Consider the following 26,972-nt stretch of genomic DNA (forward strand, 5'->3'; position numbering starts at 1 on the left):
TCCTCTTACGTAAGAACATGCACTTTATACTCTCCCAGCACTGTGCCGTCATCAAGCCTTGCAGGGGCTTCCAGGGCTGCAATATATTTTCCATCAGGTGAGACATCAGCTGCTACTGTAATCCCTTTGGTGTTATAAACCTGGACAAGTTTAGAGTTTGAACCTCCACTTTTTGATATATCAAAGACGTACACTCCGTGGACATTTCTATCCTCGGTCACCAGGTTCTGGGCTATAGGAATAACTAGATACCTGTCATTCAGTGCACATTCCCCTGCATAGCCATCCAATCTCCATTTCCATAGCAGGTTTCCGCCAGTATCATAGGCAAAGAGGCTGTTTCCGTTGGGGTGTTCTATAGGAGCATCGTTGTTTTTGTCTTTAGAGAAAGTGCTGCCTATTGAGAAAATAAGGGTATTGTTGATAATATAGGCGTAATTCGAACTGCCGTAAATTGGGACTCCGCTTACTAAAATCGGGGTTGAAATGTTTGTCTCCCATTTTACTTCGGGTACACCGGTTTCCATGATTTTGGAATTGTCAAATAAAAAGGCTCGTCCATCACTGGTCATTGTTATTATGTTTGCTCCATCAGGAGTAATCTGGGTACTGTACCATATTGCAGAATAGTCAAAAAATGGCTCAAGGGGCGGGATTGAATAGTTCCAGTACTCTTTTCCGGTGGTCCCATCCAGAACATGCACAGTTCCATCTTTCCATTTGTCGGCTTTTGCAAAGCAGGTTGTCCCGAATACAGCATATTTTCCGTCAGGGGTGTTATCTATCCATGTAACTCCGGAGTCCATAGATTCGGATTCAGGGAATTTCCAGCGCAAATTGCCTTTGGAGTCAAAAGAATAAACCTTACCCAGGTACTTGTATTTCTCTCCTATGTAGCCGCAGGCTCTACTGGCAGCAACATAGATATTCCCCTCAGAATCCAGTTTTATTTTTTTCATGGCTGGCAGATGGTCAAGGTCTGAACCCAGGTCTTGTCCTGCTCCATATTTCCAGATTTCCGTGCCATTTAAATCAAAACAATAGATAAAAGCATCAGGGCTTTCTTCTCCCACAATCAGGCTTTTTCCGTCCTCGGAGAATTCTATATCCGCAATTCTTGCATCAGCTATGCCTTCAACAAGCTGTTTTTCCCATACTTTTTTACCTGTTGCAAGTTCTATAAGTTTTAGAGATCCTCCATTAGTTCCTATGGCAAGGTATTTGCTGTCAGGAGAAAACTTTGTCACACCCTCTACATTTGCTGAGGTTTTATCGATAGGTCCGGGAGTTACATCCTCAAGTGTTATAGCATACTCTTCTTTCAAAGCAGGTTTTTCAGGTGCATACACTTCCAGATCACTTTTTGCCCCGTCGCCTGTGATAACTTCAAACTTATATTGAGTGTCGGGTTCCCAGTCAAAAGCTGCAAAAACCTGTTTCTCCGTTTTTTCAATATCTATTGACTCGGTAGAGTTATTGGCAGAAGAAATTTTTACCTGTGAAATGTCTGCCTCTTCTTTTAGAGTAATCATAGCTCCGGTCCTGGAAAATACTATTGAATCTATAGGTGCCCCAGCCTCGGAATTGCCACTTTCATCCCCGCTCTGGACACCTTCGGAAACCTGAGCAATTTTACTGTTCTCGGACTCCTGGCTTTTTTCAGTGCATCCGGCAGTAATTACAGTTAGGATAAGCAGGACTATCAAAATTTTCCATTTCATTTTCTCACCTGACAATTATTAACCTGTGTTTTCCAATCACATCCCCATTTTCAAGCTTTAGAGGGGCTTCAACTGCAGCAACTGTGCAGTTGGAAGAAATCGCAGCATCTACAATAACGCCTTCTGTATTATATTTCCAGATTAACCTTGAATGTCCGTTTCCGGATTTTTGGCTGTCAAAAACATGAATTCCTTGAACCTGAGTATTGCCTGAGGACGAATCTTTCCCTACTGGCAGGACAAAGAATCTGGTATCCGGAGAAAAGAAAATCCCTGCACAGCGTCCTCCAAGGGAATAAGTCCAGGACGTGTTTCCTTTCTCAACCTCACTTGATACAAGAGTGTTCTCAAGGGGATGTGCCACCGATATGTTGTCGGGATAATATGCAGGAAGTGTGGCTCCTGTAAGGTAAAGCGTCTCATTTTTACTGGAAATTTTAGCTTCTTCCCCGTAGGCATAGATGTAGCTTCCCTCAACCTCTTCTGGAACTGTTACATTGGATTGCCAATCATAGGTGTCCCGTGAGTTCCTCCCGTCTCCCGGGGTTTTCATGTCCCATGCGGTTTTTCCGTTTCCGGGGTTCATCATCTCGGAATCATAAAACAGGTATTTTCTTCCATCCCCAGTATAGGCAGTTACCATGGACCCGTCATCTGAAATATCAAGTCCGTGCCAGATGGCTGCAGAAACAAAGTAAGGTTTGAGAGGCGTAATTTCGTATTTCCAACGGAGATTTCCGCTGTCATCTACTGAATAGACGACTGCATCAAGTCCAAGGGAATTTGTCCAGTCTCCGGTTGAAAAAACCACATTTTTCCCGTCCTGGCTTGAGTCGATCCAGTTTACGCTCTGGGCGTAGTTTTCTGTTGACGGTAATTTCCATGAAAGAGTTCCATCCGGGTTAAACCTGTACACTCTTGAAGCCAGACTATAACCAGATTCTTTCCAGTATCGGCCTGCTGCAATATACACATCATCGTCAGCAGCCGTTATTTTGTATATGCAGGGTTGATATTTTGGATTCGTACTGGTTCCCAGGTCATCGGCACTTCTATAGCTGTGGATTTCAGCTCCTGTACCAGCATCCAGAGAATAAATGTATCCGTCAGTACTCTTTTCCCCTGCGAGCAGATACTTTCCGTCTTTCGAGAACGAAATGTCTGAAACATTTCCTTTTAAGGCCTTTTCCCATAGCAGTTTTTTGTTTGGCACATCAATAACTGTCAGTTTTTTCCCGGTCCCAACAGCTACATATTTTCCGTCCTCGGAGTAAGCCACACAGTCCTGGACATTTGATCTTCCTTCACTGAGATTTTCTGGATTTATGTCTCCAAGTTCATACTCCCAGTAAAGGCAAGGAGAAGATTTTTCAGAATAAGTTAGATTTTTCTGACTCAGCTGGCTGCTTTCCTGAACACTGTCATTTTTCAATATCTCTTCACTACTGTTATTTCCCTGTTCATCGGAGGCTACAATATGTGAAGAGGTGCATCCTGAACAGATCAGAAATATAAATGAAAATATAAGTATCAGCACAACACTATTCTTTTTCATTTTCAGACTCCTTTGATTACCTTTTATTGTTATCCGTATATCTTCAGGTCTGAGATACTCAGAATATTCTGATGTTGCGTACTGTTGTCTCCAAAACCTGCACTCAATTTTTCAATCTTTATATTTTCAGCAGGCCCGCAGTATTGTTTATAATCTTCAACGAGATCTCTTTCAACTGTACTCCTTGGGATTCCTGAGATTATAATCGATGGTGAAAATCGCCTTCGGTTTTCCTGATCCCTATAATATTCACCTTCGGATTGCGGGTTCATGCTTCCTGCTGCAACATAGTAAATAGATTTATGATCACTGAATGTCACTTTTAACCAGAGACTGAATTTATCCAGATCCTGTCCTTCCCAGTTCCAGGAAATTTTTCCTGGAGATATGCTCACATTTTTACTCCAGACCCCTCCCCCTGTCTGTGCTGAATTTGTTGTCTTAAAATACAGTGCCCCATCTTCGCATTTTAGAAACTCGCCTTCAAAATTGCAGTTTTTGAAGTCTTCCTGATACACAGTTTTTTTTTCTGGCGCTATTTGAAAATAAATTATCAAGCCTGCAAGGCTCAGGACTATAAATCCGAATATTATAGTCTTTCTGGAGATCATAATTGACCCATATAATAAGTGATTAATAAACATTTCGAAAATATTCTATATTTCTCTCATATAGTAATAATAAAATAAAAATTATGGCTACTATATTTGAACAAATTTTTATCAAATACAAACTAACTACCCTTTAATTATTCAATTTTCTGTTTCTAATTAGTTAATTTTGATATATTTATCTCAGTTCAAAATACGATTTATACTAAAAGTATTACTTTTATCGCTATTTATGTATGCATATATGTGACTCTAGATGCGCAGTCAATTGAAGTAGTCATTTTAACGTAACCGATCACTTAGCCTACTATATGCGAATTTGATGTATTTTTATATTCCAATCTAGATAAGGCCAATTAATTATTTTATTTTGGCTTTGTATTCTAGGAAGGAAATCTCATTTACTTTATATTTCCTTTGATCTTGGGGATCTTTGTAATATATAATTTTTATACGCTTTAAAAAAACGAAATTGATATATATTGCTACAATATTTTTCACATTTATGATTAATGGTAACAAAAAAAACCGAATTTCTGTCAGTTTTTATATTATTTTGTTTATTTTAGCAATTTTAATTGCTATTACTCCTGTGAAAGGTGCTATTGAACAACGAGGCCCTATTATAAGTATTTCAGCCGGAGAACATACAATTCTTAATGGGGAAAATTGCCCTGGATTTTATTATTCAACTTCTACTGGCACATACTATGAGTCGTTGGAGCTTAATTTCTCTGAAGACGGGCTTATTGATACGGGAAATGCAACTTATACCTCAAAAATCAGTTATGGTTCAACGGCTTTCTTTGGGAAGAAATACAAGGTCTTTGAAGATGGTTTGATCACTGAAAACCTGGTTAGTTTTGGAAGCCGTGATCTTCAACGGGGGAATGATTATGACCTGGGAAATGGCTACAAACTGGTGCTTCAGGGGGTAAACAATGATTCTGCTCTCCTTGAACTTCAGCAAAACTCCGTTCCAGTTACTACGAAATCTCTTGAAGAAGGTTCAAAGTTCAACTTCAATGCTACAATAAACGGCACTAAATATACAGTTCTTGAAGGAACTCTTAGCCGGGTTCTTGACAGTGAGGACCCAATTGTGAGTCTCTCAAGTGTAAACCAGTATTCGACTGCACCTATTGAGATTAACGTTGGGGACCAGTATGGTAATTTCGAGGTCACTGAGGCTACAGATAAAAAGATCGAATTGAAAAACAGAGTGCCTATAAGGATGCAGCCTGGAGATTATGTTCCAATCCTTGAAGATTTGATCGATTTCAGAGTGGCTGATAATGTATACAGGGCATGTTCTTACAATATGACTAAAGACGTTATCAAGTCATATCAAATAAAAGGTACATCTTTAACTGTAAACCGCTCGGATTCTTCTCCGGACTCCTGTGTCTGGACAGCTGATTCTTTTGGTATGCTCTATTATGACCTTGAAAACAATTTCAGTACAGAAAGACTTGAACTTAATCTTAATGCTGAAGACAACTGGATTCCTGAAGGAGGTCTGGTTTATGAATCCTCGCCTGTCAAGGTTCCATACAAAAACCCGGAGATGAGGAATTATGGGGAAAGCGCCTTTGATGGCGGATATTCTGTACTTGGATGGGATGGTGAGAAATATGCATATCTTGGAAACGATCAGGGGCTCATAAATGTCCTTCTGGATGATGACAATAGCAGAAGCCTCTATTCCGGGGAAGAGTGGAACCTTGGAGAAGGGTACACCCTGAGAGTAGATGGCATAGACTCGGATAAAGTCCACCTGGCGGTTTTGAGAAATAATATTTCTGTTTACTCAAGTATAATATCTCCCGGGAAGTCCGCTGACCTGGGTACACATACTCTCCTGTACAATAAGACAATAAATGGTATTGAAGTCCCCCTCTTTTCCGTATATGTGGATAATGTCCTGGAAGGAAACGGAAGCTCTGGTGTAAGCCTAAAATATCCTCTACACTTTTCCGAAAGTCCTCTTGAAATAAAGGTCGGGGATATGTTCGGGGCACTTACTGTTGTTGAAACTTCCCCTAAAATCCGGCTTGAAAATGAAAATGCTCTCAATTTTGGTTCGGACCTTGAGGTTACAGAAGAAATCCACCTTGGATCTTTTGAAAAGAAGACAGAAACGAATCTCAATGTTACCTTTTTCCCCTTCATGAATAAGGTGGAAAAGGTGGATTCTGTTCTTCCCACAGTCACTCAGCGTGCTATCCCGACCATGAGTGTTGAAGAATACCTTCTCGGAAACTGAAAGATATAGTGAGGTTAAATCATGAAAAATCATAACATTACTATTTACCCTTTTACTGCAATAGTCGGACAGGAGAAAATGAAGAAAGCCCTGATCCTGAACGCTATAAATCCTAAAGTAGGAGGGGTTCTGGTCAGGGGTGAAAAAGGTACTGCCAAGTCAACGGCCGTCCGGGCACTGGCTAATCTCCTTCCTGAAATCGAGGTAGTTGAAGGCTGTAAATTCCGCTGTAATCCTCATGACATAAATGCAATGTGTGAAGAATGCCTGGAAAAGGTAAAAGCTGGGGCTCTTAAGAGCTCTTCTATAAAAATGAAAGTTGTGGATCTGCCTGTAAGTGCTACCGAAGACCGGGTTGTAGGGACTCTTGATATAGAGCATGCTATTAAAAAAGGGGAAAAGCGCTTTGAACCCGGGGTACTTGCCCATGCTCACAGGGGTATCCTGTATGTGGATGAGATTAATCTTCTGGATGACCATCTTGTAGATGTGCTCCTCGACTCTGCAGCAATGGGGGTAAACACTGTTGAAAGAGAAGGAATTTCCTTTTCTCACCCTGCAAATTTTGTGCTTGTAGGCACCATGAACCCTGAAGAAGGAGAACTGCGACCCCAGTTACTTGACCGTTTTGGTTTATGCGTAGATATAAAGGGTATAATGGATGTAGCCAGACGAGTGGAACTTATCAAATACAGGCTCAGTTATGAGACCGATCCCGAAGCTTTTGCAGCAAGCTGGCAGGCTGCAGAGTCCGAGCTTTGCGGGCAGATTCTTCTTGCTCAGAAATTACTTACTGAAGTAAAAATCTCAGATAACATGCTTGAGTTAATCAGCCAGATCTGCGTTGATATGGGAGTCGATGGGCACAGGGCAGACATCACAATGATGAAAACCTCAATCACGCTTGCAGCTTTCAATGGCAGGACTGAGGTTCTTGAAGAGGATGTAAAAGAAGCTGCAGAATTAGTCCTTCCCCACCGTATGCGCAGAAAACCGTTTGATAACCACTCTGATAAGCAGGATAAACTCAACGAGAGTATAGAAAAACAAAGGGAAAAAGAAAAGGAAAAAGAAAAAAATAAACACGAACAGCAAAAAAAAGAGCATAACGAGCAGTCAGGAAAAGAACAGGCCCATCCCGAAGAGCAGAAATCAGATAACCCAGAGGACAGCACCGGTGAACAACCGGATGCTTCCTCCGAAACTATTTTTGCAACAGGAGAGAGTTACCAGGTAAAGCAGTTTTCTCCCGATTTTCTCCGAAATAACCGAAATGGATCAGGTCGGCGCAGCAAAACCCTGACGAAGTCCAAACAGGGCAGGTATATAAAGAGTAAAATTCCCGAGGAAAAAATCACGGATCTTGCTTTTGATGCTACCCTGAGGGCAGCTGCACCTTACCAGCTTTTAAGGGAAAAACACGGAAACTCCATAGTAATTCATGACTCGGATTTCAGGCAAAAAGTCCGTGAGAAAAAGATAGGAAATCTTGTACTCTTTGTTGTGGATGCCAGTGGTTCTATGGGAGCTCAACAGCGGATGGTAGCTTCTAAAGGTGCAGTTCTTTCAATGTTGATGGACGCTTACCAGAAACGTGATAAGGTGGGGCTTATTGCTTTTAAGGGAGCAGGGGCAGAGTTGTTGCTGCCGCCAACATCCAGTGTGGAAATGGCACAAAAGTGTCTGGAGGAGCTGCCAACCGGAGGAAAGACTCCCCTCTCCCATGGGCTTATGAAAGGATATGAAACCATACAGGCAGAACTCCGACGCGATCCTGATACCTGTCCGTTTATGGTTCTGATCTCTGATGGAAGGGCAAATGTCAGTATGAATGGTGAACCTCCTCTCCAGGAGACAAAAACAATAGCTTCCATGTTCAGAAAAGAATGTATACAATCGGCAGTTATTGATACGGAAAGCAGCATTATTAAATTCGGGCTTGCTCAGGAAATTTCCAGTGCGCTTGGAGCCAGGTATCTTGCACTTGAGGACCTGAAGGCAGATTCAATAGTTGAAGCTGTTCGGTCTTCAGCTCCTTTTGAATTTTCGGTTCTTTCTGGAAGCTTTTCAAGTTGAAGGTCTTCTTTTCTTGAAACTTTTAGCTTGAAGATTTCATACTTTTCATATTAAATTTTACAGCTTTCTCAAAAATAGAATCCTGTTTTTCAAAAACACAACAAAAGATATATGTCTATCTAAAAACCTAAACCATGCCTATGGATTTCCAGATCTTGGATGCAGACTATGAAGTCGTTAATGACAGCAGCCCCGTAATCCGTCTCTTTGGCAGGGGAGCGGACGGGAAGAGCGTTTGCTGTTTTGTTCCCGATTTTGAACCTTATTTTTATCTCAAGGCGTCTGGAGACCTTAATACCGCAGCCAGGCTTATCGAAGATACTTTCACGCAAGTTAAAAAAGTAGAAATTGTAGAAAAATTCGAGCCTATTGGGTATCAGAAAACAAAAACAAAGATGCTCAGGGTTACTACCCACCTGCCCAGAGAGGTTCCCGAGATCAGGGACGATATTCTGAAGCTCCAGGAAGTGCTGAAGGCTGAAGGCAAATGGGAAGTCTATGAGACTGACATTCTCTTCAGAAATCGTTTTTTAATTGACAGAGATCTCGGAGGTATGGTCTGGGTATCCACAGAAGGAGAAGCCGTTGACCCTGCAAAATATATCCGTACAAATGGTTCAGGCAGTTCTCGTTGTGATAAGTTTACATGCGATGCTTCAATCCTTGCGTCCGGGTTCAATAAAGTTGAAAATCTTACTCTAGCCCCACTGAAGTATCTGGCTTTTGATATTGAATGTCTGCCTCTTGATGGAGGAATGCCTTCTCCTGAGGTTTCGCCTATAATCATGATCAGCTTTTCTTTCGAGCCTGAGTATAAAGGACATAAAACCCTTGTGCTTCTGGCAAAATCTGTGAAGGATCTGAATTCCGATGTTTGGTCTTACACGGACGAGACTGAAATGCTAAATCAGTTTTTCGAGATCTTCTGTGAGTACGACCCTGACATTGTAATTGGATATAATCACCAGGATTTCGATATTCCTTACATAACGGATAGAGTAAAAACTCTGGTTTCAGAAGGAAAATTAATAAACCCTGTTGTCGGCCGGGATGGCAGCAAAATAGGTTACAGAAAATTCGGGCTTATTACCCGCACCGAAATGAAAGGCCGGGTGGTTGTGGATGCACTTCCTCTGGTAAGAAGGGCTTTCAGTCTGAAGCAGTACACCCTGCGAGCGGTTTCAAAGGAACTTCTGAGCCGTGAAAAGCTGGATGTTCCCCCTCTTGAAATGGAAGAGTACTGGCTCGATACAGGGGAAAAATTCAAAAAATTCATTGACTACTCACGCAGGGACGCAGAGCTTGCCCTGGAACTTATCCTTAATTTGAAACTCCTTGACAAATATGTCGCCCTTGCCCAGGTAAGCGGAAGTCTGCTTCAGGAAGTTGTTGATGGAGGCCAGACTTCAATGGTTGAAACGCTTCTTCTCAAAGAATTCGGGCTCCGCGACAGAGTTCTCCTTCCAAAGCCTGATGACGGAGTTTCGGCTGAGAGATATGAAATGAGTTCCGATCTCAAGGGCGGTGAAGTCCTGGAGCCTAAGAAGGGCCTTCTGGAAAATGTGCTTATTCTTGACTACAAGTCTCTTTACCCAACTATAATGATGGCACATAACCTGTGCTATACTACAGTAGTTACGGGTGACAGGCCAGATGATGTGACCATTAGACCTCCGTCGGGAGGAGAGTTTGTGCCTTCCGAGGTTTACAAGGGAATCGTGCCTTCTATCCTTGAAGATTTGCTTAACAAGAGGACACAGACAAAGAAAAGGATGAGAGGGGCCTCTAATGAAAATGAGTATAGAGTACTCGATGCTACTCAACTCGCTTTGAAAATCCTGTTAAACAGCTTTTATGGTTATTCCGGGTATGCCCGGGCAAGGCTTTACAGCCTGACTCTTGCAAACGCCGTAACCAGCTTTGGAAGAAACAATATCATCAATACGCGGGAAATTATTAACAGCACTATAGGAAAAATAATTCTCAGAAATAAAACAGCTCTACTCCTTGATGAAGCAGGAGAACTCTCTCCCCAGGATAGGGTAGTTGAACTGTCGGTTGCCTACGGAGATACTGACAGTGTCTTTGTCCACTGTAAATCCAGAGGAGATCTTTCTCTTGAAGAGGTCAGCCTTATAGGTAACAGGCTTGCAAATATCGTTTCTGCATCCTTGCCCGACCCGATGGAACTTGAATTTGAGTCGATTGCGAAGCGTGCCCTTCTTATCGCAAAGAAACGCTATGCTCTCTGGTTTTTTGAGCCAAAAAATTCAGGTTGGGAAGACAAGATTAAGGTCAAAGGCATGGAAACCGTCCGAAGAGACTGGTGTGAATTAACCTCGATAACTCTCAACAGGGTGCTTGAGCTTGTGCTTATAAAAGGTGATGTTGACCAGGCTGTAGAGCATGTCCGCCAGATAGTCAGCAAGGTGAGGAATCTCGATCCGGCAAAGGACTCGGATATTATCGAAAGCCTTGTTCTCACACGCACCCTTACAAGGAAAATTGAGAGTTATAAAAACAAGCAGCCTCACCTTACGGTTGCTGAAAATCTGAAAAAAAGGACTGGGGTCGTACCTTCTATAGGAACAAGAATACCTTTTGTCATTACCGCAGGAAAAGGACTCTTTGTTGATCGGGCTGAAGATCCTGATTATGTAAGGGAGAAAAACATCCCGATAGATGTCGATTACTATATTAAGAAGCAGATACTCCCTCCGGTGGAACGTATTCTTGAGGTTTTCGGGGTTAAGATGTCTTCACTTGACTTTGATTCCAAACAAAAAGGACTATTTGATTTTGAAGTTAAGAAGCCTGAAGTAAAAACACAGGAAAAAGAAAAGGTTTCATCTCAACGGAAAAGCAAAGGAATAACACAGGAAGAGAAAGTCCAGTGCCCGGAGAACGGGCGTGCGGAGCAGCGTTCCTTATTCGATTGGACTTAAATTAAAACAGGAACTTCCTGTACTCGTTTTTGCATGATGGATTCCATTGCTTCGGGCTCTATACCTTTGCATTCTGTCGAGAAAACACAGCTTGCCTGATTATAACATTTTACCTGATTATAACATTATTTTTTGCCGGACCAATTCTGATGTATTTGACCTAAATCCCCTGAACTCTTAAATCCTTTTTATAACCATTTACATTCTGGGCAAGTCCTCAAAATTGTCTACTTAGGTAGTTGTGCATCCCCATCCAGGTAATGTTTCATATTCTGCTTCAACCTGATCCAATATTTTTGTTTCCGGAAAAACCGATAATGTCTGATCGTTGTAACGGTGGGAGCGTCGCAAAAGTCCAAAATTAACTAAAATTCAGAGTAATTCTCCAAAAAGGATAGCAAGAAAAATGTTATTTTATTCATAAAATCAAAAATCTTGACCATGCTTTTGTTAGCAGGCATTTTGACTTTTTTGCATAAGAAATTCTTGAATAACAATGGAAATATCAGGAAAGAAAGTCTATAAAACCTGAATCTCTAAATCAGAAACTTCTTAATCATAATAAAGTGGGCCCGCTGGAATTCGAATCCAGGACCTCTTCTTTGTGAAAATTTTAATTCAACAGTAAGGTGTTATACTCCCTCTAAAAGACACTTCCTCAAACAGTTGACTTGCGAATTAATGTCATACAAATGATATTTGCATGGTCTATGTGGAAGGATTATTGTCATTATCTAGGTGGCTTGTTCAACTTGAATAAGTGAGTTTTACAACATACAATAACATGAGTTTTCACGTATCGTTTAGTCAAATATTTATAATATGTTCGCTTTTTTTATGTAGTTGCTCTCAGTTCTTATTTAGAATTAACTCTGTTGGAGAGTTATGTTTGGTGTTACACCATGCAAATGTCATACTTGGCAAAAGGTAAACCTTTGAACTAAAAAATATATGGAATCCTTCACTTCGCTACGTATTCCATATTCAGAAAACGCTTGGCGTTTTGTGAGAGCAACTACACTAATATTTATCCTCCTCTGATAGTTTTAAGGTTTACTCGCTTCGAATTATATTTAATTTTTAAAAATTATATCACTAGTGGGCAGTATGACAAAGAAATTATCCAAAGATGAAAAATTAAAGGTTTTATTTGATGACTGTGTTGACGAAGGTATAATTCCAATACTAACCTTAACTCTGCTCATTTAGGGAATAACTTCAAGTTTAACTTTTTTTCCATTTCGCCAATCTTCTTAGGTACTTCTGTAAAAATCATTTTGCCATCTAAATCCATCATGTAAACTTTACGGAATTGCTCTATAAGGTCTCTCGGAGAATACTTACTCGTTAGATTAGCTTTTCTTATACAGTTTTGAATTTTTACGTAGCCATAAAGGGACAAAAATGAGATGAAAATATGACCGAAAAGTGACTCATTATCCTGTAGATAAAGTTTGTCTGCTTCGAGTATACTCTTATAAGTGTCATAATGTTTTTCTACTGTATCTCTTTTTTTGTACATAAGAAAAACATTTTCAGGTGCCAAATCTACATTTGATACCAGCAAGATTTTTCCCGCTTTTTCCAGACCCTTGTTGAACGTCTTACTGGTAATTTTATTTTCATCATGTTGCTTATAGAGGGTGTATTCCTCTTCTTTTTTCATTTCACTATCCTCAAAAAGATACAGGATATTCCCCCCATACTCTTTCTTCCCACATTTTATGAGTCTTTCATGATAGAAGAAATGTTCAGAGAGGTTAATTTGTTCATTGTACAGTGTACTGTTTCTTTTTGTGGGGATAACAAAAGATAATTTGTGTTCATTCAGGGTTTTAATAGAACCCTGAGAATAAAACCCTCTATCAAGTATCAGAGTCTTGTTTTCAACTCCAATCTCCTGGACTGAAAGTGCAAGTGACTTAACGTCTCTTACAGATCCGGGAAGAATTCTTACCATTGTTGGCAAATTATCATTAGCTGTACAGAAAAGTGCAAAGTTTACTTGTGGAATGTGGAAATGTTCTTTGTTGTACCCCTTTTCAGCGAAATTGATAGCTTCTGAACGGGTAAAGATAGCACTGAGATCATAAACAAGTTGCTTATCTTCACTGTTTAATCCACTGAATACATGGTTCTGCCCTTTACGATTAATTCCAACTTCCTTCAGCACTTTGGATAAGTTTTTTGGGTTCATTGATGGAGTAATCTCTTCTATCGGGTAGAGTTTCTCCCAGGCAAGATTTGCTCTTTTCAAGGGAACATAGCCAGCAATACGTATTAATGCAAGAGCATACACCTCTTCCCAGATTTCACCAAAAGCTGTTTGAAGAAGAGGTTTTAGGTCTTGAATTGCGTAATTAAGTAAGGCAGCATTTCCATATTCCCAGATAGAACGAACTCTTTTGCTTGAGATCACCGTTTTCTGACTTTCAATTAGCCCTTTATTTATGTCAAGTTTACCAATGTAAACTGATTTTTTTCTTCGCTTCTTTAGCTCTTTGTCCCAGTAAGTGGTGGATCGATATACATAGTGTCCATTACTGAATTTTTTGATTTCGAGACCCTTTTCACCAAGCTCACGTTGCTTAGCTAACCAGTTATTTACCCATTCTTCCATTATACCCTATAGGGTATAAGTTTTATATAAATTTTTTGGTTTGATGCGATTACAGCATTTCAATGGCAGAAGAGGGGAAAGATAAAAGTTTACATTGGATCAATAGAAAAAGTATAAATATATAATGAATTTTATTATAAAGTGGAGGGACTAAAAAGATAGTGGAAGACAGCTCAGTTGGAGCAGTTATCCCCTATTTGTGGCAGAGTTAAGGTACTAAACGAAGCAGATTACAATAACGAATTTCAATACTTTAAACAACTGAAATCAAAGAAGTTGCCTTATATTTATGATATTGATCATTTTTGCAAGCTTATACATTTGTCATCAAATCAAGTCAAGTTTTTTTTATCTCACAAAGAGAAAGCTTATGTCACATTCAGGGTCCCTAAAAAAAATGGAGATTTTAGGGAAATAAATGCTCCATCTAAGAAAATGAAATATATCCAACGATGGATTTTGGACGAAATTTTATATAAATTAAACCCAGGAGAGTATGCTCACGGGTTTATTCCTGGAAAAACAGTTTATACAAATGCGGAGTCTCATGTAAATAAGGACTTAGTTCTTGGAATTGACATAAAAGATTTTTTTCCTAGCATAAAATTTGTTTCCGTATATAATGTTTTTAAATCTGCTGGGTACACCGAGAAAGTTGCAAGACAGCTGGCTGATCTTTGTACCTATCATTGGAAACTACCTCAAGGTGCGCCCACAAGTCCAATGTTAGCGAATTTGGTTGCTTTAGACCTTGACAAAAAGATATCTCAATACTGCAAAAGAGCAAATTTCGGATACTCTAGATACGCAGATGACATCACTATTTCTGGATCTTACGATCTCGCAATACATAAGGAAACAATAGTCAGGATCATTAATGGGGCTGGTTTTGAAGTAAATAATCAAAAAGTTAGAATGGTCTCCAAGGGGTCGAGACAGAAGGTAACAGGATTAGTAGTCAACCATAAAGTTAGCATTGGTAGAACCAAGAAAAAGACTATAAGAGCAATAGTTCATAACATTTTAATGAATGGTCCTGTTTTAGAAAATAGATGTAATGATCCTTTCTTTAGAGAAAGGATATTTGGGCACTTAGGATGTGCTAGTGCTATTGATCCCGAATTTGCTTTACCTCTAATAGATTCGCTTAAGAAAATTGATTGGTCTGAATACTGCGAGCATATAAAAGAAGTAAAAGAGAGTGAAATAAATAAAAATCGTATCAAAAGAATCAATAAAGTACTTATTGTTAAATTTGATGAGCTGGGATTTTTTAGGAAAATTGGAGAGGTCCCTAGAGATGCATTTACAGAAGAATTTAAAATTAAATTGGGTACTTTACAGGAGATGTGTAGTAAAGAAATACATGGTGTGGTGGCTTGTAGCAACTGCTTAAATGTGAAAAATGAAATTTATAAAAGTTGCATGAAATACATTTTAGGTCAATATACTGGAACAACAGGTGGACATCATCATGGCCATGAAATATATGATATGAAAGCTGTAACGGACTATAATGGAGAAAACATAGTTGTTGCGTTCCTCATGAAATCAGGAACAAACTCACCTACTAAAGAAAATAGTGTTTTTACACAGGCTTTTGACTGTGCAGGGTATAATGAAAATATAGATTTAATTTCACTAGTATCAAATCATAACTTAAGTAATAAATTATGTGAGCGTCTGGAAATAATGATAAGGGATAAAAACAGGGGGAAAGAAAAAGAACAGCTATATTGTCTAATCATGAAAAGCGAAATGGAAAGGATACTATACGATTTCAATAAAAATAAAGATTGTTGAACTTGTGGAAATCCTTGATTAGAGTGATAATTAATTCAAAATTGATTTTATTAAAGTTCAACCGGCATTGTTTTTACGTTTTTGCGATAATAAATTTAGTGATACTATTTTATTTTAGGCTAGCGAAATTATTTGTTCCAAGATAGTTAAAAAATATGCAGTATTCTATGAGATTTTGAGGAGAGAAATAAGAAACAGAGAGTGGGCCCGCTGAGATTCGAACTCAGGACCTCCGCCGTGTGAAGGCGACGTCATAACCGTCTAGACCACGAGCCCATGTTGTTTTTGAAACCTAAAAAGGAATAAGCACCATAAAATAGAACTTCTTATGTATAAGCTTATCGCTTGTTAACGATGGTAGGGGCTGCCCCGCCGCGTTATGAAATTGTTATTCTATTTTGCTTGGTCTGGATTTCAGTTTTTTTCGATCTCTTTATCAAGCCCTTTTCAGCCTTTTGTCACTCTGCTGAATACTTTATATAGGGAGTGAAATCTTCAGTTTCTCTACAGGAAATTTTCGAACACATACCCAATAAATTAAATAAGTTACAGGTGTATATAACTCTATAAACTAATTTAATTGTAGGGTTGAAATGATAGAAATCCTCAAAATACTCTTCAGCATTCCCTTCTTACTGTACTCGTGTTATTCTGACCTTAATTCCCGCAGGGTCTCAAATAAGGTCTGGAAATATATGCTTGCATCGGGTTCAGGGTTCGTTTTTTATGAAATTTTCACAGACGGACTTTCCTACCTTATGCCTCTTCTTTTATCAGGAGTTCTTGTTTTTACAGCCGTCTATCTCCTTTTCCAGTTTGGGGCTTTCGGAGGCGGGGATGCAAAGGGGTTGATCGTGCTTTCCATCCTTTTTCCTTCTTATCCGGTGTTTAGCTATTCAGGAAATACATATCCCCTGCTCGGGGTTCCACCAATCGGGATTTTCGCCTTTACGGTACTGGGAAATGCTCTCCTGATGACAACGCTTGTCCCTCTCGGGATGTTCTGCCACAATCTCCTGCATTTCTCGCCTGAGATGATCAAAAATCCACTTTACATGTTTATAGGATACCGGACAGAAATTTCTTCCCTGAAGTACAAGAAACACCTTGGCCTGCTTGAAAAATTTGAGCTTGACGAAAGTGGAAGCCTCAAAAAAACATTTGCCCGTAGAGGCCTCAACTTCGATGCGGACCAGAAACCGGAACTTGAGGAGTATCTGAAAAAAGGTTTGATTGAAAAAAATATCTGGGTTACTCCCGGCCTGCCGTTCATGCTTTCAATTACAGCCGGGTTTATTACTGCTGTTTTTTTTGGAGATTTGATATTTTATACGGTCATGCGCCTCATTGTAAGTTAAACTTCGTGGTGTGTTTTGATAAAATTGAAAACCTTGATGTTTTGAAAACACATCTTATTGAGTAAGTGTTAATATGGTAGGCATTTCTATTCCTATTGGTTCTTTGTTTAATCGCGGTGGTAAAGAAAATAATTCCTTGAGAGAGGAATTATTTTTCACACCTGGATATCTAACTCTTTACAAAGCGTTTTATGATAAGGATGGTCAGGCTTTGGAATAAAACTAATCATCACCGCGCCCTTCTATGACATCAATGATACGCTGGCCGATCAGTGGAGCGGCGGTAGCGGCAAAAGTGGAATTAGGGTGAGAATTCGAAGTGGATACGGCATTTTCCGGCAAGAGGTATAGCTCGCCTCCGGTTTCCAGCTCGCGGAAATCCCAGATATAGATATTATCCCCGGGTTCATCCCAGGTCGTCTTGACCCAGTTTGCAAAGTTTCTTGCTCTTTTTGCTTCTTCGACATTGGTCTCACTTTCGACTAGAACTGGACCGGTCCAAACGATAAAGCGGTTATTCGGAAACTCATGCATCTTTGCTTTCAGGGCGTTGTATTGCAGCTTATAATTCTCTTCACTTTTGACACTGGAAGTTATATCCGGAGAACCGGTATCGGCAACAACGCTGCTGACCGGGAAGCAGTGCTTCCAGACGATGACATCATAAGTCTGAGTCAGCATCTCCAGGGTCGGTTCTTTCTTATAGGCAGAAGCACCGGCATGGTTTACCCAGATGTTCCAATAATCGTAAGGATAGTTATTCCATCCATAAGGGCGTGATTTCGGGAATTCCATTTGTGTTATACTGTAGTTTGTGCCGTGATTGGTGTTGTAATTCGCAATCTTAGTGTCTACCCCACCGTCCCAGATGACCCCGCCGGTGCTGTGATGGAGATAAATGACCTTTGCCGATTTCGACATCGGGTCGTCATTTTCAATTTTCGCGGCTATAATATTGTTGTTTGGGTCAGTTACATTTGATTTTGTAGTCGTATTATTTGCAAATACTACTAATTGTGAATTTTCACTGGCGTTTGAATTATCCGCATCCGAGTTTGAACTACACCCCGATGTCGAGATGAATAAAATAGTAGTTAACAATCCTATCAATTTAATTCCAGAAATTTTACTGGCAAGGCTCATGATACTCCCCCATGCATTACTTATTATTCTTTTGTACCTTATTTCCACATTTTTAAGCACATAACTATCGCCTGATATCGATGCATGTGCTTAAACTTAAGCACATCATATGCAAGGTAACATTTCTAAATAGCAATCATCTGACCTCACAGAGATATGGAAAAGCATATCTGCGCCTAAAAAGCCGGAAGTTAGGTTTGTAAGATGACGTTACTATCGGAAAAAGTGAATTTACTCAACACTTTATTAAATTATTAATTATGTCTATTACAATAAGAACATTGCCTTGCTATTTAATTATACAAAAATAGTAAAGGAATTTATTAGTAAAAAGTAATAATATTTTTTTAAGAAGTAATATTTTTAAGAGTTAATCTCGACATTGTTTATACCACGCCGCGATGCTCTTTGCTCTTCAAAGAATTACCTTTTTTGCACAACAAGCAGCCCGTAAAGAATCGTTTCCGGAAACGGCGGATTTTCAGGCGTGCCTTTTACAATTCTTTCTTCAGGATAGCCGAGGTTTTCGCAGGTATAAAGTTCAGCTTCAATACCCATTTCTTTAAGGATTTCTGCAACCTCAAGTGAGCCAAAGTTTTCTTCCGGCAGGAGGAAGATATTTCTTCCGTTCTTTAATTCCTGGATCAATTCGGCTTTTGCAGGCTCCGAGTCCCTGCCATGGGCTGTGATTGCGCAGAGGTTGGTCAGGTTCACTTTTGTACGCGCACAGGCCACCTGCATCGAGGAAATCCCGGGTATGACTGTGTCTTTCTCTCCTGCGAATTTTCCGAGCCCTGAAAACATAGGATCGCCTGTAGACAGGACGACTGCATCGGCTGGTAGTAGATGAAGCGACTTATAGTCCTTAATCGGTTTTGCTTCACATTCAATATACTCCCGGGCAATCTCAAGGGCTCTTTTCGCGCCATAAACCACAGAAGCTTTCCTTATAGCCTTTATTCCTTCTTCCGTAAGCATTCCGGGCCCTACTCCGACTCCTACGACAATCATTATTTTTCTTCCCCTTTTCCTGTCTTAATTAACTTTCATTCTTACTGTCCATCAGGACAGATCCATCCCTGTCGATTACCACGATTCTTGCGCCTTTTCCTTTCTCGATTGCCATCTCGAAGGCCTCTTTCAGGCGCATATGTTCAGGCGCTTTTTTAAGCATCTCGACAACGGTTGCATATCCGCTGCCTTCAAGCATCTCAGGGTTTCCCCATTTAAGGACAAGGCCTGGAAGCCCGCAGATAATTATATCACCAGAAGCGTAATCAAGCCCTTCCGAAATCCTGCTTCCGATCATAACGACTGTATAATCAGGAAAAAGCATATGAGAGTAACGCATTCCTATCCGGCCTGTCGTCAGGACCACTCTGTCCGTGCAGCGTATCAGGTCTCCTCTCATTTCTCCAAGGTGGTCATTCCAGGGCTCAACAAAACCTGTGCTTCCAAGTACGGAAATTCCGCCTTCAACCCCTATCCTGCTGTTCAGGGTTTCTTTTCCGGTCTTCTCTCCGTCCGGAATTGAGATTGTAACCTCGGCTCCTCTCAAGCCCAGTTCTTCTATGGCTTCCTGCACTGCGGCCTTTATCTGTTCCATTGGTTTTGGGTTAATAGCTGGCTGGCCTTTTGGAACCTGTAGCCCGTCCCTTCTGACAATTCCTATGCCTCTTCCTCCGAGAATTCGGATTCCTTCAGCTTCCCTGGCTTCTCCCACAAATTCAAGCCCCCGGGTAATATCGGATTCGTGGTCGTTTTGAATCTTTTTCACAACTGCACGCCCCTGCGAGGCTTCGCTGACCTCAAGCTGTGCTCTCAATCCCACAGGAGTCGGAACAGATACGCTATGAACCGTTTTCTTAAGGGAAAGGACCGCGGCTTTTGCAGCAGCACTTGCTGTGGTTCCTGTAGTGTATCCTCGTTTGAGGATAGACCCGTCACTCAGAACCACAATCATCCCGGATGCTACTTTTGTTTCAAGTTCTTCCCTGGCAAGCCCGGTACGGACAATCCATTCTTCAGGGATCTTGAAATTGTTAACAGGATCTATCATGGAAGAATACTCGGAGGTTTTTTATTATAAATGTATTGACATCAATTACCAACGGCTAAAGCACTTTGGCTTTCGCTTCTATGCCTTAGTTACCTATATCGGAAAAACCCGATTGGTTTTTTGTATAAGCCTTGCCATATTTTCTGGTTTTACTGCACATGATAAAAGTAACTGACATCAAAGGTATAGATAAAAGATAGAAAAGAGGTAGAAAAAAGATCGAAAAAAGATAGAAAAGAGGTGGCATCATTCCAGGAGTGGGGATTTGTTTTTTGGAAATGGGGTTTTTCCTGGATTCTGGAACGATTGGGGATTCGTTCTTCCTATGGGGTGTTGGGGTTGGTGTGTGAAAAATATTCTCGGGAATGATGCCTTTTCAGATGCCGGCACTTGCCTGGCACACTACTACATCTTAAGTTCTATTATATAAATATATAGGAAACTAAGGATGATCTTTCAATATAGAAATATATTGATTGATTACGAATATGCCAGTTATATATCTCTATAATATTTCCATAGAATCCTCATATTTTTGTCTCCCAACTGCATTTTCTAACTTCGCTGAAACAAATCTCTCTTTGGATTATATATTCACCACTCTAACACAATCAGGTTAAATGGAAAGGGCACTATCAGACTTAATTCTGAAAATCTAGGTAGAATTAAACTCCAATATATAAATAAAAACCGAAACACTGGTTTTTCAGGTTACAGCCCTTTTTACTGGATTCTTGCAAACATGCGGTCCAGTTCCCCTTTAGTAAATGTGATCACAGTGGGCCTGCCGTGTGGACAGGAGTAAGGATTTTCAGCTTTCTTAAGCTGTTCTATTAGCTCTTCCATCTGTCTGGTGCTGCAGGCAGCTCCACCTTTGATTGCAGCTCTGCATGCGAGGGTCTTGCAGATCTTTTCCGAAATTCCTGTATCTTTTTTAACTTTTCCTGAAGCTAAAAGGTCCGAAACTATGTCATGGATAACCTCAGGGTCTTCAAGCCGTCCGAAGACCTCAGGTACGAAGGTGACTACGTATGTATTGTCCCCGAATTCTGAAATCCCGAAGCCGTAATCTTCCAGATAAGGAATGTACTCTTCCATAAGCACTTTTTCTTTAGGTGTAAGGTCTATGGTTATAGGTGTGATCAACTCCTGCACCCTGGATTTTTTCATTTTCAAGACCTGTTCGTAAAGAATTCTCTCGTGAGCAGCATGCTGGTCGATAAGCACAAGGTCTTCTCCCCTTTCGGCAAGGATATATAGCTTAGATACCTGCCCTATAATCCTCAGGTTATCAAAAGAATCCGTGTTCGGTTTTTGTATCGGCTTTTGCATCTTTTCGGCATTTATACCCTCAAATTTCTTCTCTTCCGAACCTGTTTTTTCAATTTCATTTTCTTGAACATCTGTTACTTTTCTTTTAGTATCTCCTTCTTTCTCCCTTTCCTTCTCTATTTTATTATCCAGCTTTTTATCACCTGAGATTTCCTGTGTTCTTCCTTCTGCGGTAAAGTCCAGAAGGCGCTCGGAGCGTTTTAGCCTCCTCTCGGTATCTTTTACCGGATAAACATAGTTCTCAGCCTTATCTCTCATACTTTTGGCTCTTTCAGGAAGGTCAGTTTCCAGAATCCCGTTCTCCTGAATCCCTTTTTCCCGAATCCTGCTCTCCTGACTCCCTTTCTCCCGAATCCCGGTGGCCTTTCCAGCGTCCTTCCTTCCAAAAATTTCCGCAGCTTCGGAGACCTGCAATCTATCTGAAGAACCTGAAACATCGAATGTTTTCTGAAAAGCCCGGTCTTTTTTTTCCCGAATTTCAGGAGCCAGAGCATTTTCGGAGAGTACTTTTTCGATTGCAAATGTGACCGCATCCCCAAGCTCTTTCTCCCGGCTGAAACGCACCTCGGCTTTTCGGGGGTGTACATTAACGTCTACTTCCCCAGGATCAACAATAAGAGAGAGCACCGCCACAGGATAGCGCTCTTTTGGAATTTTGGTATAATATCCTTCTCGAATAGCTTTATTGACGGCTCTTGAGGTTACCGGGCGGGTATTTACAAACAGGAAAATCTGGTCGCTTTCTCTTCGAGTGTTTTCAGGCTTTGAAATGTACCCAAAGATTTCAAAATCTTCGGTCCTGTACTCCAGGGGGAGCATTGAACGAGCAGTATCCGGGCCCAGAAGATTTACAATACTTTTAAAAGACTCACTTGAGCCCGCATTTCTTATGACTGGCTTTTCTTCACTGAGCAGAGTAAAGGAAATATGCGGATTTGCCAGAGCAAGCTGCGTTACCGTCTCTGTAATATGGGCAAGCTCGGTACGGTCACTTTTGAGGTATTTCTGCCTTGCCGGAGTATTGTAAAACAGGTCTTTTACATGCACAGACGTACCTGGGGCCGTGCCTGCATCCGAAGTTTCCAGAACTTTTCCCCCATTGATTACTATTCTGGTACCTGTAATTTCTTCCGGAGGCCGGGTAAGTATCTCCACCTTTGCAACCGCTGTAATAGACGAAAGAGCCTCTCCCCTGAAGCCCATTGTAGAAATAGTATCGAGATCTTCAATCCGTGTGAGCTTGCTAGTTGCATGCTTTTTATATGCAAGCAAGGCATCTTCCCTGCCCATCCCGCACCCGTTGTCCCGGACAAGAATGGAGCGTTTTCCACCTTTTTCGACTTCGATGCGGATGTCCGTAGCTCCTGCATCGATTGAGTTGTCTATCAGCTCTTTTACTACGGATGCAGGTCGTTCAATTACCTCTCCGGCCGCGATTTTGTTTATCGTATCTTTATCAAGGAGCCGAATTTTATTTCCCTTATCTTTTTTCTTCCCTTCAATATGTTCTTCCATCATTCCTTTACTCCGTCCAGACCCGAAAAATATTCATTGGACATACTTTACTCGACCTTTAATCCAGCAATTAATTGATCCCTAATCGACCCTTAGCCCAGTCAATCCAGCAGCCTTTTGAGCTCATGAAGCTTGTTCAGGGCTTCTATTGGCGTCATTTCTTCCACATTCAGTTTTCTAAGAGCTGTTTCTACAGGGCTGGGCCTGTCTACCTTTGCTGCATTTCCGCCGCTGTCTCCAGGGTCAAAAAGCATCATCTGGGTATAACGCGCTGTAGCCTTGCTTTTTCTCTTTTTTCCGTTCTTGCCGTCTTCAACCTCTTCGAGCACGTTCTCTCTTTCGAGTTCTTTAAGAATTTCATTTGCCCTTTCTATTACCTTTTCCGGGACGCCTGCAAGTCTTGCAACCTGGATTCCATAACTCCTGTCTGTTGCACCCGGCACGATCTTTCGCAGGAAAACTAACTCATGACCTTCTTCTTTTACTGCAACATGATAATTTTTGACCCTTTTTAATTTCTCTTCAAGGGCTGTGAGCTGGTGGTAATGAGTTGCAAATAGAGCCCTTACTCCTACTTTTCCTCTGTTATGCAGGAATTCCACAACAGCTTTTGCAATGCTATACCCATCATAGGTACTCGTTCCCCTGCCGATCTCATCAAGAAGTACAAGGCTTCTTGGGCTTGCATTATTCAGGATATTTGCAAGCTCAACCATTTCTACCATAAAGGTGCTCTGTCCACTTGCGAGGTCGTCAAATGCCCCAATTCTTGTAAAGACCTGGTCAATAATCCCTATTGAAGCATAGAATGCAGGAACAAAAGAACCGACCTGAGCCATAATAGCTATAAGCGCAGTCTGGCGCATGTAAGTGGACTTGCCTGCCATATTCGGTCCTGTTACCAGCAAAAACTGGTTTTCCTTGCAGTCAATTTCTGTATCGTTCGGGACAAAGCCGCCATGTACGGTGTTTTCAACTACCGGATGCCTTCCATCCCGGATAAGAATCTTGCAGTCATCCGTAAGCTGGGGCCTGATATAATTGTTATTTTCTGCGATTTCAGCGAGATCTGCAAGGACATCAAGCGTGCCTATTCTTTCGGCTGTTTCCTGAAGTTCTCTTGAATGGGTTGAAAGTGTCCGCACAATTTCTGTAAAGATTTCATACTCGAGAGCTATAGCTTTTTCATTGGCTGTCAGGATAAGGCTCTCTTTTTCCTTGAGTTCAGGGGTAAAAAAGCGCTCGGCATTTGACATGGTTTGTTTTCTGATATAATCGTCAGGAACCTGGCTACTGTTGGCATTGGTTACCTCTATATAATACCCAAAAACCTTATTATATCCCACTTTCAGGGACTTTATGCCACTTCTTTCTCTTTCCTTCTGCTGAAAATTTGCAATCCACTGCTTGCTGTTGCTCGCAATATCCTTGAGTTCAGCGAGTTCTGCACTATATTCTGACTTTATCATGCCTCCTTCCCGAACTGAGATCGGCGGCTCGTCAACTATTGCTCTATCTATCATTTCAGCCAGGTTTTCAAGCTCGGAAAACGATGCAAGCCCTACTGCAATATCATTTAAAATTGTGGATTCAATGTTTTCTATAAGGGAATCCCGGACAGGAGGCAGAGCTTCAAGGGATTTTTTCAGGGCTACAAGGTCCCTTGCGTTTGAGTTCCCATATACTACCCTGCCTACGAGGCGTTCTATATCCCTGACATCTGAAAGCCAGTTCCGGAGATCGTAGCGGAGCAGAGGCTTTGCTGTCAGTTCTTCAACAGCATCTAGACGATGGTTGATTTTTTCTACGGAAAGTAGGGGTTTCAAAAGCCATTTTTTCAGGGTACGGCTTCCCATCGGCGTTTTCGTGCTATTCAGAATGCGGTATAGGGAATTTTCGTCTCCTTCATCTCGCACGTTTTTAACAATTTCGAGATTCCGCAGGGTTACGGAATCAAGGATCATAAATTCGGAATTTGAATAGGTTCTCAGAGTATTGATATGGGTAAGTTCCCGCAGCTGCGTAGTCTGTGCATATTCCAGGGCAGCCCACGCCGAGTACACTGCAAAATCCAGGTTCTCACAACCCATGCCTTCAAGAGTTGCAACTCTAAAATGGATTTTCAATTTTTCTCCGGCTTCCTTTGCTCCTGAAATATCGGGGGCAAATTCCTGCACAATAGTTTGGGCTCTCAGCCGTTCAGTAAGGTCTGGATTTCTATACAGGGATGAAGGCAGAATGCATTCGGACGGCCGCATGCGAGCAAGCTCGCTTAGAAGCTTTTCAAAATTTTCCGAGTCTCTGAACTGCGTTGTAAGGAATTCACCTGTGGAAATATCGAGAAACGACACTCCAATTTCAAATTCGGTTTCGGCATTCTTTCCGGAGTTTCCGATTTCTCGCCCAGCGACTGCCATGAGGTAATTGTTTGAGGCATCTGAAAACATGGACGAATCAATCGCTGTTCCGGGTGTGACTACCCTTACAACCCCTCGCTTTACAATTCCCTTCGCCTTTTTCGGGTCTTCAAGCTGTTCGCAAATTGCCACTTTATACCCTTTATTTATGAGCCTCGGCAGGTAAGTGTCAATTGCATGGTAGGGTATTCCTGCAAGCGGCATTCTCTCTCCTGATTTGTCTTTGCCACGGGCTGTAAGCGTGATCTCCAGTTCTTTTGCAATAGTTTTTGCGTCTTCCCCAAAGGATTCATAAAAGTCTCCCATACGGAAGAAGATAAGTGTGTCAGGATATGCCTGCTTGGCTTCGTAGTACTGGCGCATTGCAGGGGTCATCATTTCAGTCATTTTTTACTCACTGTAGGCCTTGAATTGTTCTGTTAATACAATTGAGAAAATAAAATTGAGATTTTTATTGGAAATTCCGGGTTTTTCAGGATTCCTCAGATACTGGGTAATGTCTATATCAGGATTCTCTAAATACTGGCTAATAACTTTAGATATTGATTAGTAGATACAACATCTTTATTAAAATCATCCTTCTTATATATATTTAACAATTCGATATTGAAAGCCATTTTAAAGGAGGAATTGGTCTGGGCCAGGAAAAACTTATAGAAGTTTGTCCTGTCTGCGGAAACGCAGATTTATATTATGAAGTTGGCGGGTATGCAGGTTCGGTTTACCACTGCAAGGAATGTGGGTATATAGGTGCTTTTGTTATTGAAGCTAATGAGGAAATGATCGAGAAAATACGGGAAAATTACAGACGTGAAAGAATGAGTCAAAGTAATAAGGTAAGCGATGGTGAATGAAAGTAAATGGGCCAATGAAAGTGAATGGGACAATGAATGCAAATGAGACAATGAAAGTAAATGAGACAATGAAATTCCAATGAAACTAATATATTTTTGCATATATCGTTTCGTGATTTCGTGACTCTTCAAAGATTTCTAGGACACGCCTGTCCAGATCTGGAAGAAAAAAGTAAAGGATTAACAAGAGGAAAATAACTCAAAGAGCGAAGCGTTGAAACATTTTCATCAAAGGCTTTTCCAGAAGTTGGGGGCCTATAATTACTGACATAAAATCATAGTAAAAATTCCGCGTTTTTAAGCGCATAAATATCGCTTGGTATCGATACATGCGCTTAAATTTAAGTATCAGACAACAGCAATATTATTAAATTGCAATCGTCTGATCTCACAGAGATACAGCATGGCATATATGTGCCTAAAAAGGTTGAAGTTTAAGATAGTAATCTAGGTGATTTTCCAGGTGCAAACTTTCACATATTAAACAAAATCGAATTTTATATAACTGTATATCACTTCCCTTTGTAATCTCTATAAACAATTTTGATTTATAACGATACCGAACCCGCTAGTAAAAATACCCCGACACCCAGCGAAAACTTTTACGTATCGTAATTTTTTTGACACAGTTTTTCCATCAACGACTCAGGACGACTTTACCAATTTTAACTCTGAGTATATAAGTCGTATAATTGTA

General features: G+C 40.8%; 16 protein-coding genes and 1 tRNA gene. 7 read left to right on the top strand and 10 right to left on the bottom strand.

Annotated features, from left to right (window positions below):
• Positions 1 to 5: 5 nt before the first annotated feature.
• The 3 genes from MSKOL_RS02365 to MSKOL_RS02375 are packed head-to-tail and all read right to left on the bottom strand — an operon-like array spanning position 6 to position 3,887.
• A complete protein-coding gene (locus MSKOL_RS02365; protein WP_048117597.1) occupies positions 6 to 1,721 on the bottom strand; it encodes a PQQ-binding-like beta-propeller repeat protein in 1,716 nt (571 codons plus the stop codon).
• Positions 1,722 to 1,725: 4 nt separating this feature from the next.
• The gene (locus MSKOL_RS02370; protein ID WP_048153451.1) at positions 1,726 to 3,276 is read right to left on the bottom strand and encodes a WD40 repeat domain-containing protein; all 1,551 of its coding nucleotides are present in this window, start codon (positions 3,274 to 3,276) and stop codon (positions 1,726 to 1,728) included.
• Positions 3,277 to 3,305: 29 nt separating this feature from the next.
• Positions 3,306 to 3,887, bottom strand: coding sequence for a hypothetical protein (locus MSKOL_RS02375; protein WP_048153454.1), 582 nt, complete (start codon positions 3,885 to 3,887; stop codon positions 3,306 to 3,308).
• Between the two features lie 556 nt (positions 3,888 to 4,443).
• Between MSKOL_RS02375 and MSKOL_RS02380 the strand changes: the two genes are divergently transcribed.
• From MSKOL_RS02380 to MSKOL_RS02390, 3 genes are all read left to right on the top strand, one after another.
• Complete coding sequence (locus MSKOL_RS02380) at positions 4,444 to 6,153, top strand: S-layer protein domain-containing protein (RefSeq protein WP_231592382.1); 1,710 nt, start codon at positions 4,444 to 4,446, stop codon at positions 6,151 to 6,153.
• 21 nt (positions 6,154 to 6,174) lie between these two features.
• Positions 6,175 to 8,229 carry a putative cobaltochelatase gene (locus MSKOL_RS02385; RefSeq protein WP_048153457.1) on the top strand — a complete coding sequence of 685 codons (2,055 nt, stop codon included), beginning with the start codon at positions 6,175 to 6,177 and terminating at the stop codon, positions 8,227 to 8,229.
• 134 nt (positions 8,230 to 8,363) lie between these two features.
• Positions 8,364 to 11,174: a DNA-directed DNA polymerase gene (locus tag MSKOL_RS02390; protein WP_048153459.1), complete on the top strand. Its 2,811-nt coding sequence runs from the start codon at positions 8,364 to 8,366 to the stop codon at positions 11,172 to 11,174.
• A gap of 1,201 nt (positions 11,175 to 12,375) precedes the next feature.
• On the opposite strand, the gene MSKOL_RS02395 is transcribed toward MSKOL_RS02390, so the two are convergent.
• A complete protein-coding gene (locus tag MSKOL_RS02395) occupies positions 12,376 to 13,794 on the bottom strand; it encodes a transposase (RefSeq protein WP_048153461.1) in 1,419 nt (472 codons plus the stop codon).
• A 177-nt stretch (positions 13,795 to 13,971) separates the two neighbouring features.
• Here MSKOL_RS02395 and MSKOL_RS18590 point away from each other — a divergent pair, with 177 nt between their 5' ends.
• Positions 13,972 to 15,597, top strand: coding sequence for a retron St85 family RNA-directed DNA polymerase (locus MSKOL_RS18590; protein WP_052725310.1), 1,626 nt, complete (start codon positions 13,972 to 13,974; stop codon positions 15,595 to 15,597).
• 202 nt (positions 15,598 to 15,799) lie between these two features.
• On the opposite strand, the gene MSKOL_RS02405 is transcribed toward MSKOL_RS18590, so the two are convergent.
• Positions 15,800 to 15,873, bottom strand: a tRNA-Val gene (locus MSKOL_RS02405).
• Positions 15,874 to 16,190: 317 nt separating this feature from the next.
• On the opposite strand from MSKOL_RS02405, the gene MSKOL_RS02410 reads away from it, so the two are divergent.
• Complete coding sequence (locus MSKOL_RS02410; RefSeq protein WP_048153463.1) at positions 16,191 to 16,955, top strand: A24 family peptidase C-terminal domain-containing protein; 765 nt, start codon at positions 16,191 to 16,193, stop codon at positions 16,953 to 16,955.
• Between the two features lie 73 nt (positions 16,956 to 17,028).
• Entirely contained in the window at positions 17,029 to 17,175 is a 147-nt protein-coding gene (locus MSKOL_RS19710; RefSeq protein WP_156150936.1) for a hypothetical protein, read from the top strand.
• Positions 17,176 to 17,177: 2 nt separating this feature from the next.
• On the opposite strand, the gene MSKOL_RS02415 is transcribed toward MSKOL_RS19710, so the two are convergent.
• The 3 genes from MSKOL_RS02415 to MSKOL_RS02425 form a co-directional block, all read right to left on the bottom strand.
• The gene (locus tag MSKOL_RS02415; RefSeq protein WP_197078809.1) at positions 17,178 to 18,098 is read right to left on the bottom strand and encodes a hypothetical protein; all 921 of its coding nucleotides are present in this window, start codon (positions 18,096 to 18,098) and stop codon (positions 17,178 to 17,180) included.
• A 423-nt stretch (positions 18,099 to 18,521) separates the two neighbouring features.
• Entirely contained in the window at positions 18,522 to 19,109 is a 588-nt protein-coding gene (locus MSKOL_RS02420; RefSeq protein ID WP_048117627.1) for a cobalt-precorrin-7 (C(5))-methyltransferase, read from the bottom strand.
• Positions 19,110 to 19,137: 28 nt separating this feature from the next.
• Positions 19,138 to 20,157 (bottom strand): cobalt-precorrin-5B (C(1))-methyltransferase, encoded by a 1,020-nt coding sequence (locus MSKOL_RS02425; protein WP_048153465.1) that lies wholly within the window; start codon positions 20,155 to 20,157, stop codon positions 19,138 to 19,140.
• A gap of 265 nt (positions 20,158 to 20,422) precedes the next feature.
• Here MSKOL_RS02425 and MSKOL_RS19715 point away from each other — a divergent pair, with 265 nt between their 5' ends.
• On the top strand, positions 20,423 to 20,587 hold the full coding sequence (locus MSKOL_RS19715; RefSeq protein WP_156150937.1) for a hypothetical protein: 165 nt from the start codon (positions 20,423 to 20,425) through the stop codon (positions 20,585 to 20,587).
• Positions 20,588 to 20,880: 293 nt separating this feature from the next.
• Here MSKOL_RS19715 and mutL read toward each other — a convergent pair whose 3' ends face one another.
• Positions 20,881 to 23,007 carry a DNA mismatch repair endonuclease MutL gene (gene mutL, locus MSKOL_RS02430; RefSeq protein WP_048153467.1) on the bottom strand — a complete coding sequence of 709 codons (2,127 nt, stop codon included), beginning with the start codon at positions 23,005 to 23,007 and terminating at the stop codon, positions 20,881 to 20,883.
• A 98-nt stretch (positions 23,008 to 23,105) separates the two neighbouring features.
• Positions 23,106 to 25,808: a DNA mismatch repair protein MutS gene (gene mutS / locus MSKOL_RS02435; protein ID WP_048153469.1), complete on the bottom strand. Its 2,703-nt coding sequence runs from the start codon at positions 25,806 to 25,808 to the stop codon at positions 23,106 to 23,108.
• Between the last annotated feature and the right edge of the window lie 1,164 nt (positions 25,809 to 26,972).

This window comes from Methanosarcina sp. Kolksee, assembly GCF_000969945.1.
Classification (GTDB): domain Archaea; phylum Halobacteriota; class Methanosarcinia; order Methanosarcinales; family Methanosarcinaceae; genus Methanosarcina; species Methanosarcina vacuolata.